This window comes from Actinokineospora auranticolor (assembly GCF_041897805.1).
GTDB classification, from domain to species: Bacteria; Actinomycetota; Actinomycetes; order Mycobacteriales; family Pseudonocardiaceae; genus Actinokineospora; species Actinokineospora auranticolor.
In genome coordinates this window covers 6,195,619-6,210,481 of sequence record NZ_CP154825.1, presented here as the reverse complement: position 1 = coordinate 6,210,481, position 14,863 = coordinate 6,195,619, and the positions used below count along the sequence as shown (strand labels likewise).

14 protein-coding genes are annotated in these 14,863 nt (G+C 72.7%); 9 read left to right on the top strand and 5 right to left on the bottom strand.

The features are described from left to right. Nucleotides 1-3: 3 nt before the first annotated feature. The 4 genes from V5P93_RS26975 to V5P93_RS26960 all read right to left on the bottom strand — a co-directional run bounded on the left by V5P93_RS26975 (nucleotide 4) and on the right by V5P93_RS26960 (nucleotide 6,188). Nucleotides 4-2,361, bottom strand: coding sequence for a P-loop NTPase fold protein (locus tag V5P93_RS26975; RefSeq protein WP_104479697.1), 2,358 nt, complete (start codon nucleotides 2,359-2,361; stop codon nucleotides 4-6). Next, complete coding sequence (locus V5P93_RS26970) at nucleotides 2,358-4,541, bottom strand: hypothetical protein (protein ID WP_104479698.1); 2,184 nt, start codon at nucleotides 4,539-4,541, stop codon at nucleotides 2,358-2,360. The genes V5P93_RS26975 and V5P93_RS26970 overlap by 4 nt, the downstream gene beginning before the upstream one ends. After that, nucleotides 4,538-5,479, bottom strand: a complete 942-nt coding sequence (locus V5P93_RS26965) for an ATP-binding protein (protein ID WP_104479699.1) — start codon at nucleotides 5,477-5,479, stop codon at nucleotides 4,538-4,540. The genes V5P93_RS26970 and V5P93_RS26965 overlap by 4 nt, the downstream gene beginning before the upstream one ends. A 109-nt stretch (nucleotides 5,480-5,588) precedes the next feature. Then, a complete protein-coding gene (locus V5P93_RS26960; protein WP_104479700.1) occupies nucleotides 5,589-6,188 on the bottom strand; it encodes a TetR family transcriptional regulator in 600 nt (199 codons plus the stop codon). A gap of 87 nt (nucleotides 6,189-6,275) precedes the next feature. Here V5P93_RS26960 and hisF point away from each other — a divergent pair, with 87 nt between their 5' ends. Genes hisF through hisI form a run of 3 tightly spaced genes read left to right on the top strand, consistent with a single transcriptional unit; the run spans nucleotide 6,276 to nucleotide 7,743 of the window. Next, nucleotides 6,276-7,049, top strand: a complete 774-nt coding sequence (gene hisF / locus V5P93_RS26955) for an imidazole glycerol phosphate synthase subunit HisF (RefSeq protein ID WP_104479701.1) — start codon at nucleotides 6,276-6,278, stop codon at nucleotides 7,047-7,049. Then, on the top strand, nucleotides 7,046-7,408 hold the full coding sequence (locus V5P93_RS26950; protein WP_104479702.1) for a hypothetical protein: 363 nt from the start codon (nucleotides 7,046-7,048) through the stop codon (nucleotides 7,406-7,408). Before hisF ends, V5P93_RS26950 begins: the two co-directional genes overlap by 4 nt. Continuing rightward, complete coding sequence (gene hisI, locus V5P93_RS26945) at nucleotides 7,405-7,743, top strand: phosphoribosyl-AMP cyclohydrolase (protein ID WP_104479703.1); 339 nt, start codon at nucleotides 7,405-7,407, stop codon at nucleotides 7,741-7,743. Before V5P93_RS26950 ends, hisI begins: the two co-directional genes overlap by 4 nt. Nucleotides 7,744-8,570: 827 nt before the next feature. On the opposite strand, the gene V5P93_RS26940 is transcribed toward hisI, so the two are convergent. After that, nucleotides 8,571-9,188, bottom strand: coding sequence for a TetR family transcriptional regulator (locus V5P93_RS26940; protein ID WP_374066559.1), 618 nt, complete (start codon nucleotides 9,186-9,188; stop codon nucleotides 8,571-8,573). Between the two features lie 86 nt (nucleotides 9,189-9,274). On the opposite strand from V5P93_RS26940, the gene V5P93_RS26935 reads away from it, so the two are divergent. The 6 genes from V5P93_RS26935 (at nucleotide 9,275) to V5P93_RS26910 (ending at nucleotide 14,850) form a co-directional block, all read left to right on the top strand. Next, complete coding sequence (locus tag V5P93_RS26935) at nucleotides 9,275-10,831, top strand: anthranilate synthase component I (RefSeq protein WP_104479706.1); 1,557 nt, start codon at nucleotides 9,275-9,277, stop codon at nucleotides 10,829-10,831. Then, a complete protein-coding gene (locus tag V5P93_RS26930; protein WP_104479707.1) occupies nucleotides 10,824-11,348 on the top strand; it encodes a Trp biosynthesis-associated membrane protein in 525 nt (174 codons plus the stop codon). Before V5P93_RS26935 ends, V5P93_RS26930 begins: the two co-directional genes overlap by 8 nt. A gap of 115 nt (nucleotides 11,349-11,463) precedes the next feature. Further along, nucleotides 11,464-12,273 carry an indole-3-glycerol phosphate synthase TrpC gene (gene trpC, locus V5P93_RS26925; protein WP_104479708.1) on the top strand — a complete coding sequence of 270 codons (810 nt, stop codon included), beginning with the start codon at nucleotides 11,464-11,466 and terminating at the stop codon, nucleotides 12,271-12,273. Continuing rightward, nucleotides 12,270-13,517, top strand: coding sequence for a tryptophan synthase subunit beta (gene trpB / locus V5P93_RS26920; RefSeq protein WP_104479779.1), 1,248 nt, complete (start codon nucleotides 12,270-12,272; stop codon nucleotides 13,515-13,517). Before trpC ends, trpB begins: the two co-directional genes overlap by 4 nt. Beyond that, nucleotides 13,518-14,315 carry a tryptophan synthase subunit alpha gene (gene trpA / locus V5P93_RS26915; RefSeq protein ID WP_104479709.1) on the top strand — a complete coding sequence of 266 codons (798 nt, stop codon included), beginning with the start codon at nucleotides 13,518-13,520 and terminating at the stop codon, nucleotides 14,313-14,315. Nucleotides 14,316-14,475: 160 nt separating this feature from the next. Then, nucleotides 14,476-14,850: a hypothetical protein gene (locus tag V5P93_RS26910; protein ID WP_374065089.1), complete on the top strand. Its 375-nt coding sequence runs from the start codon at nucleotides 14,476-14,478 to the stop codon at nucleotides 14,848-14,850. Nucleotides 14,851-14,863: the final 13 nt, after the last annotated feature.

The following is a 14,863-nucleotide window of genomic DNA, read 5'->3' as shown; positions in this document are numbered from 1 at the left end:
CCGCTACTCCAGACCGCAACAGCGGCGGATGCCCTCGGGCGTCAGGGGACCGGCCTTGCGGTCGCCGACGACGGCGCGCAGCGCGGACCCCGACGCCATGGCGCGCAAGCGTTCCGGGAAGTCCTCCGAGAGCCAGCCCTCGTTGAGGATGCCCCGGACCGCGTCGGGGGAGCGCTGGAGGTGGTCGGCGATCTCCGGCCAGCGGACCCGGACGATCGACCAGAGGGCGAGCAGCCCGTGCGGCGGCGTGCCCGCCTCGGCCATCCGGACGGCCCGGAGCATGGTGTAGGTGTTGACGAACAGCTTGACTTCCCGGGGGTTGGTGCCCAGGAGCCGGGTGAAGTCGCTCAGCAGGTGCTCGGTGTGCGCGCGGATCCCGGGCTCGGACACCGCGACGGCCGCGTCGGGGGCGACGGCGGCGCGCACGTCCGGCGGGGCGCTGTTCATGATCCTGAGCACCTCGGTCTCGCCCTTGGCCGCGGTCAGCCGTTCCCGGACGGCCTTGACCGCCGGGTGTTCCACCCCGGTGTCGGCCACGCCCAACAGGGAGTCCAAGAGGTGCCGCTGGGCGGACTCGCTGACCGACGGCATGGGGACGGTCAGCTGGAACAGCTTGTCCATGAACTGGTAGCCCAGCGCCTCCGCCCGCGCCGGGTCGCTGTCGAAGGTCGAGTAGGTGGCGGTGTAGCTGCGGCGCAGCCAGGCGCCGTCCGCCGCGACCACGAAGTACGCCGCGCGCGGGGACACGCGGGTGAACGGGTGCGCGCCGGGCGTCGTGCGCACCAGCGTCTGCACCGCGTCCAGCAGGTCGACCACGTAGTCGTGCTTGCAGCGGTCGAGGTCGTCGATGAAGAACACCACGGGTTTCGACGAGCGGCTCAGCAGCCAGTCGAAGTGCTCGGCCACCCGCACCATCGGGTTCGTGTTCGACTGCTCGAACAACCGCGCCCCGCGCGCCGACCGCCACAGCATCGCCTTGCCGACCCCGCGCGCCGCCACCCACACCGACCCGGTGGCCGTCAGCACCGCCACCACGACCTTCAGCGCGTCCGCGAACGTGGTGGTCGAGTTGATCCCCAGCAGGGTCAGCGCGAGCCCACCGACGGTCAGGATCGTCAGCACCAGCGGCAGCACGTACGCGGCCCCGGTCCGCCGCAGCCGCTCCCGCAGCTCGGCGATCCGGAAACCCCACCGCCGCAAGCGCTTGCGATCGGCGAGCACCGCGCCGCGCAGGTTCGTCAGCAGCGCCCACCACGGCGGCGACAGCCGTGCCTGCTGCCACGCGTCGAATCGCACCACGAGGAAGTCCTTCTCGGTGAGCTTTCGCTCCACAAAGGACAGCAGGGTGCTCTTGCCGGTACCCCAACGACCGTCGAGGTGTACCAGGATCGAGGTGCCGGGTTCGTTCTTGGCGGCCTCGACCATCCGGTTGGTGATGACCTGGGCGACGCCTTCGCGCTTGAGGAGGTCCTTCTCGGCCACGGCGTCCGAGAGCCACTTGGCACCCGTGCCCACCGGCGGTTTCACCGAAACCGGTGGCGTGACGCGGATACCGATGATCAGGACGTTCAACCCGAGGAGGATGTCTTCGACGGTCACCGTGTCGGGGTAGGGTCGGGTGGGCGAGTGCGCCAACCGGGTCGCGTACACCTCGACCATCAGGTTGTGCAGGAGGCCGACGTTCGTGACGTCCTTCTCCAGCTTCGCCAGCGCTTCCCCGCCCACGCGGGGGAACGCCATCCGCTTGGACCAGTGGTCCAAGCGGTTGTCGATGAACCTCCGCGCCTCACCGGGCCGCAGGTTCAGGGTGCTCAGCAAGAGCGCGTCGCCGTAAACGCCGATCTCCGGCGATTCCGCCAGGAACACCGTCTTGCGCGTTCCCAGCTCCAAGTACGCCTCGACCTCGCGCGCGCTCTCCACCGGAGGCAACACGACGGCGCAGTCGACCAACTCCTCCAACAACCGGTAGAACTCCGCCGGGTCTTCGACCGCGGCAACGAGTTCGGTGTCTTCACCGAACCCGAGTTCCTCGGCCACCCGCGCGCACGCCGACGACATCCGGTGCGCCCGATCCGTGCGCAGCGGTTCCACCGACACGTCCACGACCTCGCTGACCCGCTCCCGCGTCAGCAGCTCCCAGGCGCACACGTTGAGGGAAGTAGTGCGTCCCGTCCCCGACGGCCCGGTCACCGCCACGAACACCGACCGCGACTTGGCGAGCAGGTCCAGGTTGTCACCGAGACCACCGATGTCCTGCACCAGCGGCACGTCCTCCGGGTGGACGTGCGGTCGCAGCGGGCGGTTGGACTCGCCATCGGGCAGGACGAACGGGTTGCCGTACGGCAGTGCGGGGTCGGTCATCGAGGTCCGAAACCGCCCTGCTCGCTCCACCGGTTCACCGCGTCCAGCAGCAACTGCGCCAACCCGCCCACCGTCTCCCGCAGGTCCACTTGTCCGTCCGGCGGCGGTAGCGCGTCCCCGCGCGGGGACGGCAGGCTCGTGCGCAGCTCCTCGTAGTTGAGCATCAGCATGTCCAGCCGGTCGCGCTCCGCCGTCGACGGCAGGTCACCGGCCAGACCCCCGAACCACTCGGCCACCGCCTTCCGCAACCGCCGCACCACGTCCACCACCAGCACCGACCCCGCGAGCTCCTCCCGGAACCGGACCACCCGCAGTTCGTTGAGGTACTTCTGGTCCAGCGCCCGCGCCGCGTCCGGCCCGAACGCCGCCGCCAGCACCTCGTGCCACTCCTCGGTCCGGTCCATGGCGCCGAGCGCCGCGCGGAACAGCCTGTCCACCGCTTCCGGCATCTCCCGCGCCCGCTGCGCGGGCACCGCGTCGTCCGGGACCCGCTGCGCCGTGACCAAGCCCTCCAGGTACCGGGCGTTGTCCGCCAGGCCGGCGGTGAGCTGGTCGATGGCGGTGAACAGCTGCGCCTGCTGGCGCACCACCTGCTCCACCCGGTCCCGCAGCACGCTCGCGTCTCCCGCCTCGTTCACCGCGCGCAGGCGCTTCACCTTGGCGTCGAACAGGGACAGCAGGTCCTCGCCGATGTTCTCGGGGGAGAACACGAGCGGCCGCGGCGGGAACACGTCCGCCAGCGCCGCCGCCATCGCCTCGGCCACCACCCCGTCGACCACCAGCAGCAGCTCCACCCCCGGCAGACCGCCGCGCACCGCGGTCGCCCGCCGGGTCAGCCGCCGCACGTCCTCGTCGCCGAGCACCGAACCGCACAGCAGCACCGCGCACCCGCCGCCGTCGAAGGTGACCAGGAAGTCCACGACCGCGTCGTCCTGGTTGCCGTAGCGGTACCTCGTCCGGTAGTCCCAGCCCTGCGCGTCGAAGAACTGGCGCACCCGCGTGGCCACGGTGGCGCCGCCGGTCGGCGCCAGCTCCAGCGCGACCTCGCGGACCATCGCCATGCTGACCGCGCCGCCGCTCGCGCGCCGGTACAGGTGGTGGCACATGCGGATGATCCGCCGCGGGTTGCCGTCGGCGAGCGCGGTCAGGTAGTCCACGGTCTCGGCGGTGAACGGCGCCAACCTGCGCGTGTTGAACTGCCGGTGCTGCAGGTCGCCGATGAGCGCGCGGACGTCGTCGCCGGTCAGGCCGCGGGTGGTGATGGTGCGGCTGATCCGCAGGCGCACGTCCTCGGTCAGCTCCGACTGCATGTCCGGCAGACCCACCAGCACCAGCATCGCCCCGGACGCCACGAACACCTGCAGCAGCTGCTTGAGCGCGGGCACGAAGTCGCTGTCCCGGTCGCGGCTGACGAGCACCTTGTCGGCCTCGTCGAGCAGCAGCAGGAACCGGCGCTGCCTGCCGCCGTAGAGCAGCGCCAGCACGCCCAGCGCCTCCAGCGCCGCGGCCTCGGTGTCGATCGCGGCGGGGATGCCCTGCTCGGTCAGCACCTTGTCCGGCTGGGCGCCGTTGAGCCACTCCCACACCATCTCGTCGAACCCGCCGCGCAGCAGCAGCGTCAGCGCGATGGTGAACGCGTCGTTCTGGGTGACGCGGGCCAGCCGCTCGGCGGTGATCCGCTGCAGCTCGCTCTCCGGCAGCCGCAACCGCTCGATCATGTCGAACGGGTCCAGGTCGTCGGCCCGCAGCCGCGACGCCAGCGCGCGGAACAGGTCGCTGCCTGCGAGGTGGCCCGCGATGACGTCCTTGTAGGTCTCCACGACCCGGCTGCGCACGCTCTCCTTGCCGAGCTGCGCCACCACCCGCCGGTACACGCTGATGAAGTTGGCCGACATGGATTCCAGGTAGACGGCCACGATCGGCAGCGGCGACCCCGCGGCCCGGTTCCGCAGCCAGGTCGCCAGGTGCGACTTGCCCGTCCCGTAGTCGCCGACCACCGCCACCACGTTGCCCGGCGGCAACCCGTCACCGTCGGGCGCGGTCGGCGTCAGGAACGCCGCCAGCTCCGCCGCCGCCGCGCGCACCGCGTCGGTCTCCACCGTCACCTCGTCGGTGGCGTTGACCCGCGCGATCGCCAGCGGGGAGAACGGGTTCTCCTCGGCGTTGGGCGGTCGCGTCATGGGGCCGTCCCGGGGTCCCGCAGGAACCGGTCGTAGAAGTACTCGGTGATGTCGGCGAAGGTGATCTCGTCGGTGTCGGAGTAGCGGTCGCCGCGGTTCTTGCGGTCCTCGTACACCCCCGACAACACGCGCTGCAACATGGCGATCGAGCGGAGCGGGCCCGCCATGGACCGCACCGTGGTGGCGCTCATGGTCGGGAAGTGTCCACGGTCGTGCCGACCCAGCCGATCGGCCGCGAACCGCGCCACGTCACCCGTGCGCAGGGACCCCACCCGCAGCGCCACCGGCGGGATCGGGACCTTCGCGGTGCCCTGCCGGACCAGGTGCGCGTGCCGCTCGTCGAGGTAGGAGGACTCCGTGAAGAACAGCGTTTTGCGGCCCGCCAGGTGGGCGTAGGACACCACCTCGTCGACCAGGTCGGTGGCGGGCAGCAGGACGACCAGCACCACCTCGTCGGGCAGCTCACCGGCCAGGTACCGGTAGAACCGCTCCGGCTGCGCCAACCGCTCCCGCAGCGCCGCGGCCCGCTCGCCGTCGAGCACCTTCTCCTGGAGCAGCCGGTCGAACAGCAGCGCGCACACGCCCGCCATCCGCTCGTCCACGCTCTGCCGGGTCTTCGGGCCCAGCGACAGGTCGACGACCACGCCGCGCTGGTACCGCTCCTGCAGCGCGCGCAGCAGCCAGCCGACGCAGCGGTTGACCAGGGATGTCTTGCCGCAGCCGGAATCCCCGGTGACCAGCGTCAGCCTGCCCCCGGAGTCCAGCCACCGCAGCGCCCCCATCTGCGCGGTGAACTCCTCGTACGCCTCGGCGGTGTGGTTTATCGGGACGTAGTACCCCTCGTCCTCCGGCCGCTCCCACGGGCACAGCGGGCGCAGCGGGGAACTCTCCCACCCCGGCAGCAGGAACGGGTTGACCTCCGCCTTCGGCGGAGCCATCACCGCTCACCCCGCGCACACCACAGCCCAGCCACCACGTCCGCACGCCCCCTGGCTCGCTCCCGGCTCCTCCGGAGGGTCGCTCGCCGAAACCGGGCCGTTACGTCGCTCACACCGGTGATGCTCCCACCGGTGGCAAGGGCGCCAGGTACCCGTTGAGCACCGGCGCGACCACCGCGACGATCTCGTCGTCGGACGCCGAGGTCAGCGGCTCGACGCGGACCACGTACCTGGCCATGGCCAACCCGACCAGGTGCGCGGCCACCAGCGCGGCGCGCAGGGCGGGCACGTCCAGCGCGGCCGCCACCCGGCCCAGCACCGCGCTCTCCAGGAACTGCCGCAGCAGCGCGGCCGCCCGCTCGCTGCCGGACACCGACCGGAACACCGCCAGGAACGCCGCCGCCGACTCCGGCGCGGTCCACAGCCCCAGGAACAGCCGCAGCAGGCGCTCGCCGACCTCGGCGCGCGGCCCGTCGACGACGGCGGCCACGACCCGGGCGGGGTCGACGGGCAGGGCGAGGGCGGCGACGAAGACCTGCTCCTTGGTGCCGAAGAAGTGGTGCACCAGCGCCGGGTTGACCCCGGCGGCGGCCGCGATGCCGCGGATCGTGGCGCCCGGGTAACCGCGCGCGGCGAACTCCGCGCGGGCGGCGGCCAGGATGGCCTCGCGGGTGCGCGTGGGGCCGGGGCGGCGACCGGTCTTGGCCATCGGGCTGGCGTCCCCCTTCCGGTGCGGTTGGTGACACAGTGCACTGTGGCCGATGCCCGCCGGTCGGTGCCCCGTAGGCTCACCGGCATGTCCGTAGCGGTCCGCGTGATCCCCTGCCTCGACGTCGACGCGGGCCGGGTGGTCAAGGGCGTCAACTTCACCGACCTCGTCGACGCGGGGGACCCGGTCGAACTGGCCGCGGCCTACGACGCCGAGGGCGCCGACGAGCTGACGTTCCTGGACGTGACCGCGTCCTCCGGCAACCGGGAGACCACCTTCGACGTGGTCCGCCGCACCGCCGAGCAGGTGTTCATCCCGCTCACCGTCGGCGGCGGCGTGCGCACGGTCGAGGACATCGACCGCCTGCTGCGCGCAGGCGCGGACAAGGTCGGCGTCAACACCGCCGCCATCGCCCGCCCCGAGTTCCTCGGCGAGGCGTCCCGCCGCTACGGGGCGCAGTGCGTGGTGCTGTCGGTCGACGCCCGCCGGGTGCCGGAGGGGTCGGCCCCCACGCCGTCGGGCTTCGAGGTCACCACCCACGGCGGCCGCCGCGGCACCGGCCTCGACGCCGTCGAGTGGGCCGAGCGCGGCCAGGAGCTCGGCGTCGGCGAGATCCTGCTCAACTCCATGGACGCCGACGGCACCAAGGCGGGCTTCGACCTGGAGCTGATCCGCCTGGTCCGGGCCCGCGTCGACGTCCCCCTGATCGCCAGCGGCGGCGCGGGCGCCCTGTCCCACTTCGCCCCCGCGGTGCGGGAAGGCGCGGACGCGGTCCTCGCGGCCAGCGTGTTCCACTTCGGACAGTTGCGGATCGGCGAGGTGAAGGACACCATGCGCGCGGCCGGTATCGTGGTCCGGTGAGCACCCGCCCCCTGGAGGTCCGGGTGGCCGCCGCGCTGCTGGCGGCCACCGCCCTGGCCTTCGTCGCGCTGGGCTTGGCGCGGCTGTCCGATTCGGACGCGGGCGTCCTCGGTTTCCCGGTCGGCATGGGCGTCATCGGACTCCTGGGCGCCGTGAGCGTCTTCGTGGGCCTCACCCGCGCCCGGATCCCGGTCATCGTGTTCACCGTCCTCGCCGCGGTCGCCCACACCACGTTCGCCTTCGGGGGACTGCCGGTGTGGTACCGGGTCGCCTCCGGGATCCTGGCCGCCGCACACGTCTACGCGGCGGTGCTCCTGTTGACCAAACCCGCCGCCGAGTACCTGAAGGGCACCACGTGACCACCCTCGACCCCCGGATCGCCACCCGCCTCAAGCGCAACGCCGACGGCCTGGTGTGCGCGGTGGCGCAACAGCGCGGCACCGGCGAGGTCCTCATGGTCGCGTGGATGGACGACGAGGCCCTGCACCAGACCCTCACCACCCGCCGCGCCACCTACTTCTCCAGGAGCCGCAACCGACTCTGGGTCAAGGGCGAGACCTCGGGAAACACCCAACAGGTCCACGACGTCCGCCTGGACTGCGACGGCGACACGATCCTGCTGGTCGTGGACCAGACGGGCCCGGCCTGCCACACCGGCACCCCCACCTGCTTCGACGCGGACTCCCTGCTCTAACCCGCCCCCCGCGCCCCGCGCTTGCCGCACCGTCGCGCGCCCCCGCTCCGCGACCTCGCCACGGCTCCCGCCACCCTGGCCTCGCCGCGCCCCGCCCCTCGCTTCACCGTCGCGCGTTCGCGCCCACTCGCACCCCGTTCCACGACCTCGCCACCGCTCGCGACTCCCGCCACCGCTCCGCCTTCCACGGCAACACGGTGGTCACCGGAGTTGTCCACAGGCATGATCATCTCCGACCGGAATTGTCAGTCCCCGCCGGTAGAATTGATTCCGGGGGCCGGCGGCATGTGGTGATCATTTCTCCGCCTCTCCGCCTCTCCGCCTCTCCGCCTCTCCGCCTCTCCGCCTCTCCGCCTCTCCGCCTCTCCGCCTCTCCGCCTCTCCGCCTCTCCGCCTCTCCGCCTCTCCGCCTCTCCGCCTCTCCGCCTCTCCGCCTCTCCGCCTCTCCGCCTCTCCGCCTCTCCGCCTCTCCGACGACGAGGCCGGGGGAGCCGACCGCGTCCGAGTCGGCTCGTTCGAGAGACGGCCGCGTTCGAGCGACCCGAGCCGCCCGAACCACGCCGACCAAAGGCACCCCGCCGCGCGGCCCGGCGGTCCGCGCGGCCGCGATCCCTCCGCACCCCGGCCGCCATCGCCTCAGCCGAGTTGTCCACAGGCATGATCATCTTCGCTCGGAACTGTCACCCCTCCCCGGTAGAATGGATACCGGGGGCCGGAGGCATATCCAGCCCGCCACCCATCGCTTTCTCGTGCGCCAAGGCCGAGCCCGGACGCGGCAGATACCACCGCGTCAGCCCGGCCAGCCCGGCCGCGCCCCCCGACCCGCCTCAGTCGATCTTCCCCGTCAGGTACCGCTGCACCGTCGGCCCCACCGCCCTGGCCACCGTCTCCACATCCTGCTCCGCCGCGGGCTCGAACCGCGCCACGTACCGCACCATCCCCAGCCCGATCATCTGCGACGCCACCAGGTTCGCCCGCAGCTCCCCGAGCCCGTCCGACACGTCCACCAGCTGCCCGAACACGTTGTTGTGGAAGAACTCCCGCAGCGCCTTCGCCACCTGCTCGTGCGCCGCCACGCTCCTGATCAGCGCCGCGAACACGCCCCCGTCCTGCGCGTCCCAGACCGTCAAGAACGCCCGCACCAGCCGCTCGCCGAGCGTGTCCAGGCTGCCCTCCCGCACCAGCGCGCCGATCCGGTCCTGCGGGTTGAACGGCAGCCGCAGCACGGCCTCGGCGAACAGCGACTCCTTGCCGCCGAACCAGTGGTTGACCATCGCCGCGTCCACCCCGGCGCGGCGCGCGATGGCCCGGACGGTGGCGCCGTCGTAGCCCTGCTCGCGGAACACCTCCTGGGCCGCCGCCAGCAGCGCGGCCCGGGTGTCGGTCCCGCCCGGCCGCCGCCCGCGCCGCCGTTCGGCCTGTCCTGAAGTCGTCACCTGAGTCATCATGGACCAACGGCCCTACTCGTTCAACATGTGTTGAATTACCCCCGATGGCCCGGCGCGCGTCACCCGCACGGCAGAATGGGTCCATGGCGAGTGCGATCGGTGTGCCCACCCCCCCGGTGAGCAAGAGCGGTATGGGCGGGGTCAGCCCCACGCGCGAGGAGTTCCACGCGCTGGCCGTCGACCGTCGGGTCATCCCCGTCGTGCGGCGGGTGCTGGCCGACGCCGAGACCCCCGTCGGCGTGTACCGCAAGCTGGCCGCCGACCGGCCCGGAACCTTCCTGTTCGAGTCCGCCGAGAACGGCCGCTCCTGGTCGCGCTGGTCCTTCGTCGGCGTGCGCAGCGCCGCCGCCCTCACCGCGACCGGCGGCGAGGCGCACTGGACCGGCACCCCGCCCACCGGCCTGCCCCAGGGCGGCGACCCGCTGGCCGCGCTGCGCGAGACCGTGGCCCTGCTGCACACCGACCCGCTGCCCGGCCTGCCCCCGCTGACCGGCGGCATGGTCGGCTACATCGGCTACGACGCCGTGCGCAGGCTCGAGCGGCTGCCCGAGCTGGCCGAGGACGACCTGAAGCTGCCCGAGCTGGTCATGCTGCTGGCCACCGACCTGGCCGCGCTCGACCACCACGAGGGCGTCATCACCCTCATCGCCAACGCCGTGAACTGGGACGACTCGCCCGAGCGGGTCGACGCCGCCTACGACGACGCGGTCGCCCGGCTCGACGCCATGGTCCTGGGCCTGCAGACCACCGCCGCGCCCACCGCCACCGTCTTCGACCGGCCCAAGCCCGAGTACGACCGTCGGACCACCCCCGCCGACTACCACGACGCCGTGCGCGCGGCCAAGGAAGCCATCCAGGCCGGTGAGGCCTTCCAGGTGGTGGTCTCGCAGCGGTTCGAGATGCGCACCGAGGCCGACCCGCTCGACATCTACCGCGTGCTGCGCACCACCAACCCCAGCCCGTACATGTACCTGCTGCGCCTCGACGGCTTCAGCATCGTCGGCTCCAGCCCCGAGGCCCTGGTCACGGTGCGCGACGGCCGCGCCACCACGCACCCGATCGCGGGCACCCGGTGGCGGGGCGTCGACCCCGAGGAGGACCAGATCCTGGAGAAGGACCTGCTCGCCGACGAGAAGGAGCGCGCCGAGCACGTCATGCTGGTCGACCTCGGCCGCAACGACCTGGGCCGGGTCTGCAAGCCCGGCACGGTGCAGGTCGTCGACTTCTTCCGGGTCGAGCGCTACAGCCACGTCATGCACATCGTCTCCACGGTCACCGGCGAGCTGGCCGAGGGCAAGACGGCCTACGACGCCGTGGCCGCGTGCTTCCCGGCGGGCACCCTCTCCGGCGCGCCCAAGCCGCGCGCCATGGAGCTGATCGAGGAACTCGAGCCCACCCGCCGCGGCCTCTACGGCGGCGTGGTCGGCTACCTCGACTTCGCGGGCGACGCCGACACCGCCATCGCCATCCGCACCGCCCTGGTCCGCGACGGCGTCGCGTACGTGCAGGCGGGCGCGGGCGTGGTCGCCGACTCCGACCCGCGCTACGAGGACACCGAGTGCGTCAACAAGGCGGGCGCGGTGCTGGCCGCCATCGCCACCGCCTCGACCATGCGCCCGGCGGCCGGTACCGGTGACTGAGTCGCGCCGTCCACTGTGGACGGCCGTCGGGCTGTTGCCGCTCGCCGCCGCCGCGCTGTGGGGCGCCTCCCGGCTGCCCTGGGGTGCGACCATCCGGAGCAGGCCGGGTACCGACGCCACGACCAGCGTGCCAGTGCCGGGGGCGGAGATCGCGCCCGCGCTGCTGCCGCTGGCCGTCCTCGCGCTCGCCGCGGTGGCGGGCCTGCTCGCCGTCGCGGGACCGTGGCGCCGGGTCGTCGGCGCCCTGCTGGCCGCGGCGGGCCTGGTGCCGGTGTGGACGGGCCTGGTCCAGCACACCGACGCCGACGCGCTGTGGGGTCGCGTGCTGGCCGCCGCCGGGGGAGCGCTGATGGTCGCCGCGGCCGTGGTCCTGCTGCTGCGCGGCCACCGCGCGCCCAGGCTGGGGTCCCGCTACCGCAGCCCCGCCGCGGTGAAGGAAGCGGCACGTGCCGAACCGGACCTCTGGCAGGCGCTGTCCGCGGGCGACGACCCCACGGAATCCGCCGAGGGCCGCTGAAGCGAGGACCCGGTGCCGGGGCGGGAGAAGGGCCGGAGTTAGCATCAATTCGGCGGGAAGGGGCAGTGGTTGTGAGGGACTACACCAGTCAGACATCATCGGTCCGGGGTGCCGAATGAGCATTCTGGACTCGATCATCGACGGGGTCCGGGAAGATCTCGCCGTCCGCGAGGCGGCGATCCCCTTCGACAGCATCAAGGAACTGGCGGCCAAGGCCGCGCCGCCGCGGGACGCGATGAGCGCCCTGCGCGGCTCCGACGTCGGCGTCATCGCCGAGGTCAAGCGACGCAGCCCGTCCAAGGGCGACCTGGCCGCGATCGCCGACCCGGCCGCGCTGGCCCGCGACTACGAGGCGGCGGGCGCGCGGGTCATCAGCGTGCTGACCGAACAGCGGCGTTTCGGCGGTTCGCTGGCCGACTTCGACGCGGTCCGCGCCAAGGTGGACATCCCCTTGCTGCGCAAGGACTTCATCGTCAGCCCGTACCAGGTGCACGAGGCCCGCGCGCACGGCGCCGACCTGGTGCTGCTGATCGTGGCCGCGCTGGAGCAGAACGCCCTGGCCTCGCTGCTGGACCGGGTCGAGTCGCTGGGCATGACGGCGCTGGTCGAGGTGCACACCGCCGAGGAGGCGGACCGCGCGCTGGAGGCCGGTGCCAAGGTCATCGGCGTCAACGCCCGCAACCTGCACACCCTCGAGGTCGACCGGGACACCTTCGGCAGGCTCGCGCCGGGGCTGCCGTTCGAGACCGTCAAGATCGCCGAGTCGGGCGTGCGCGGACCCAGCGACCTGATGACCTACGCGGGCGCCGGTGCCGACGCGGTGCTCGTCGGCGAGGGCCTGGTCACCACCGACGACCCCAAGGCCGCCCTGGTCCAGCTGGTCACGGCCGGATCGCACCCGGCGTGCCCGAGGCCCGGTCGATGAGCGCGCAGGAGACCTCCACCGGCGCCCCGGACCCGAACGCGGCGGGCCCGCACGACCCGGACGAGCGCGGCCACTTCGGCCCGTACGGCGGCCGGTTCATGCCCGAGGCGCTCATCGGCGCCCTGGACGAGCTCTCCGCCGAGTACGACAAGGCCCGGCTGGACCCCGAGTTCACCGCCGAGTTCGCCCGCCTGCTGCGCGACTACGCGGGCAGGCCGTCGCTGCTCACCGAGGCACCCCGGTTCGCCGAGCACGCGGGCGGCGCGCGGGTCTTCCTCAAGCGCGAGGACCTCAACCACACCGGCTCGCACAAAATCAACAACGTGCTGGGCCAGGCGCTGCTGACCAAGCGGATGGGCAAGCAGCGGGTCATCGCCGAGACCGGCGCGGGCCAGCACGGCGTGGCCACGGCCACCGCGTGCGCGCTGATGGGCCTGGACTGCGTGGTCTACATGGGCGAGGTCGACACCGAGCGGCAGGCGCTCAACGTGGCCCGGATGAAGCTGCTCGGCGCCGAGGTCATCCCGGTCAAGTCCGGTTCCCGCACCCTCAAGGACGCGATCAACGAGGCGCTGCGCGACTGGGTGACCAATGTGGACACCACGCACTACCTGCTGGGCACAGCCGCGGGCGGGCACCCGTTCCCGGTCATGGTGCGCAACTTCCACAAGGTCATCGGCATGGAGGCCAGGGCCCAGTTCCTGGACCAGACCGGCAGGCTGCCGGACGCGGTCGCCGCGTGCGTCGGCGGCGGCTCCAACGCCATCGGCATCTTCCACGGCTTCATCGACGACCCGGGCGTGCGCCTGGTCGGCATCGAGCCGGGCGGCAAGGGCATCGAGACCGGCGAGCACGGCGCCACCCTGGGCCACGGCAGCCCCGGCACCCTGCACGGCGCGATGTCGTACCTGCTGCAGGACGAGGACGGCCAGACCACCGAGGCGTACTCGATCTCGGCGGGCCTGGACTACCCGGGCGTCGGCCCGGAGCACTCGTGGCTCAAGGACACCGGCCGCGCCGAGTACCGCTCGGCCACCGACGACGAGGCCATGCACGCCTTCCGGCTGCTGTCGCGCACCGAGGGCATCATCCCGGCCATCGAGTCCTCGCACGCCCTGGCCGGGGCGCTCAAGCTGGGGCAGGAGCTGGGCCCGGACGGGTACCTCCTGGTCAACCTCTCCGGCCGCGGCGACAAGGACATGGACACCGCCGCGAAGTACTTCGGCTTCTACGAGGAGAGCTAGATGGGCAGGCTGGACCCGCTGTTCGCGCGGACCCGCGAAGAGGGCCGCGGCGCGCTCATCGGCTACCTGCCCGCCGGGTTCCCCACGGTCGACGGCTCGGCGGAGCTGCTGCGCGGCATGGTCGACGCGGGCTGCGACCTGGTCGAGGTGGGCGTCCCCTACTCCGACCCGGTCATGGACGGCCCCGTCATCCAGGCCGCAGCGGACACGGCCCTGCGCGCGGGTTTCCGGCTGCGCGACCTGTTCACCACGGTCGAGGCCGTGGCGTCGGCGGGCGGCCGGGCGGTCGTGATGACGTACTGGAACCCGGTGTTCCGCTACGGCGTCGACGCCTTCGCCCGCGACCTGGCCGCCGCGGGCGGCCTGGGCCTGATCACCCCCGACCTGATCCCCGACGAGGGCGCCGACTGGATCGCGGCCTCGGCAGCGCACGACCTGGACCGGATCTTCCTGGTGGCCCCGTCGTCGTCGGAGGAGCGCATCGCCCTCACCGTCGCGGCGTCGTCGGGTTTCGTGTACGCCACGGCCGTCATGGGCGTGACGGGCGCGCGAGACCAGGTCGGCACGTCGGCGGAGGGCCTGGTGGCCCGCACCCGCGCCCACACGGCCCTGCCGATCGGCGTGGGCCTGGGCGTGCGCTCGGGCGCCCAAGCGGCGGAGGTGGCGTCTTTCGCGGACGCGGTGATCGTGGGCTCGGCCTTCGTCACCAAGGCGACGGAACACGGCGTGGAAGGCGTGCGCGCCTTGGCCGCGGAACTGGCCGAGGGCGTCCGGAAATCCCCCTCCACCATCGGGTGAACCTCCAGCTCACCCCCGCCTGAGCGCCGGTTTCTGTCGGTGGCCGCCGAGACCCTTGGGCCGTGGACCGAGCAATCCCCCGGCACCCGGCCCCGCGGACGAGTACTGCACCCTGCCTGAGGACTCAGGCCGGGGCGTCGAACTGATCGACGGGCGGCTCATGCTCAGCCCGACGCCATCGGGCCGGTACCGGCCGCTGCTGTCGAGGGTGCTGTGCGCGCTGCCCGAGTCACTGCCGCCGGGTACCGAGGCGTTACCGGGGATCACTGTGCGCCGCGGTGCGGACCGCGTGCTCATCCCGGACTTCGCCGTGGTCACCGCGCCGGAACGCGACTGGCTGTTTGTCGACGCCCAGCGGGTTCTCCTGGTGGGCGAGGTGGTCTCCGCGCGGTCGCGCCCACGACTCGGTGTTCAAGCCGGTCCGCTACGCCGAGGCGGGTATCCCGTACCTCCTGCTCGTCGACTCGACCACCGGTCCGCCGGGATCGGCGCTGCGCGCGTCGGGTGGCGCGGACCCCGTCGCGGTGCGCGTTGATGGCCGATCGCGG

What these genes read in the sequence shown, in the direction of transcription:
- V5P93_RS26940 (WP_374066559.1), bottom strand. Translation starts at nt 9,188, where the DNA reads ATGACTCAGGTGACGACTTCAGGACAGGCCGAACGGCGGCGCGGGCGG.
- V5P93_RS26965 (WP_104479699.1), bottom strand. Translation starts at nt 5,479, where the DNA reads ATGGCTCCGCCGAAGGCGGAGGTCAACCCGTTCCTGCTGCCGGGGTGG.
- V5P93_RS26935 (WP_104479706.1), top strand. Translation starts at nt 9,275, where the DNA reads ATGGCGAGTGCGATCGGTGTGCCCACCCCCCCGGTGAGCAAGAGCGGT.
- V5P93_RS26970 (WP_104479698.1), bottom strand. Translation starts at nt 4,541, where the DNA reads ATGACGCGACCGCCCAACGCCGAGGAGAACCCGTTCTCCCCGCTGGCG.
- hisF (WP_104479701.1), top strand. Translation starts at nt 6,276, where the DNA reads ATGTCCGTAGCGGTCCGCGTGATCCCCTGCCTCGACGTCGACGCGGGC.
- trpA (WP_104479709.1), top strand. Translation starts at nt 13,518, where the DNA reads ATGGGCAGGCTGGACCCGCTGTTCGCGCGGACCCGCGAAGAGGGCCGC.
- trpC (WP_104479708.1), top strand. Translation starts at nt 11,464, where the DNA reads ATGAGCATTCTGGACTCGATCATCGACGGGGTCCGGGAAGATCTCGCC.
- V5P93_RS26975 (WP_104479697.1), bottom strand. Translation starts at nt 2,361, where the DNA reads ATGACCGACCCCGCACTGCCGTACGGCAACCCGTTCGTCCTGCCCGAT.
- V5P93_RS26910 (WP_374065089.1), top strand. Translation starts at nt 14,476, where the DNA reads ATGCTCAGCCCGACGCCATCGGGCCGGTACCGGCCGCTGCTGTCGAGG.
- trpB (WP_104479779.1), top strand. Translation starts at nt 12,270, where the DNA reads ATGAGCGCGCAGGAGACCTCCACCGGCGCCCCGGACCCGAACGCGGCG.
- V5P93_RS26960 (WP_104479700.1), bottom strand. Translation starts at nt 6,188, where the DNA reads ATGGCCAAGACCGGTCGCCGCCCCGGCCCCACGCGCACCCGCGAGGCC.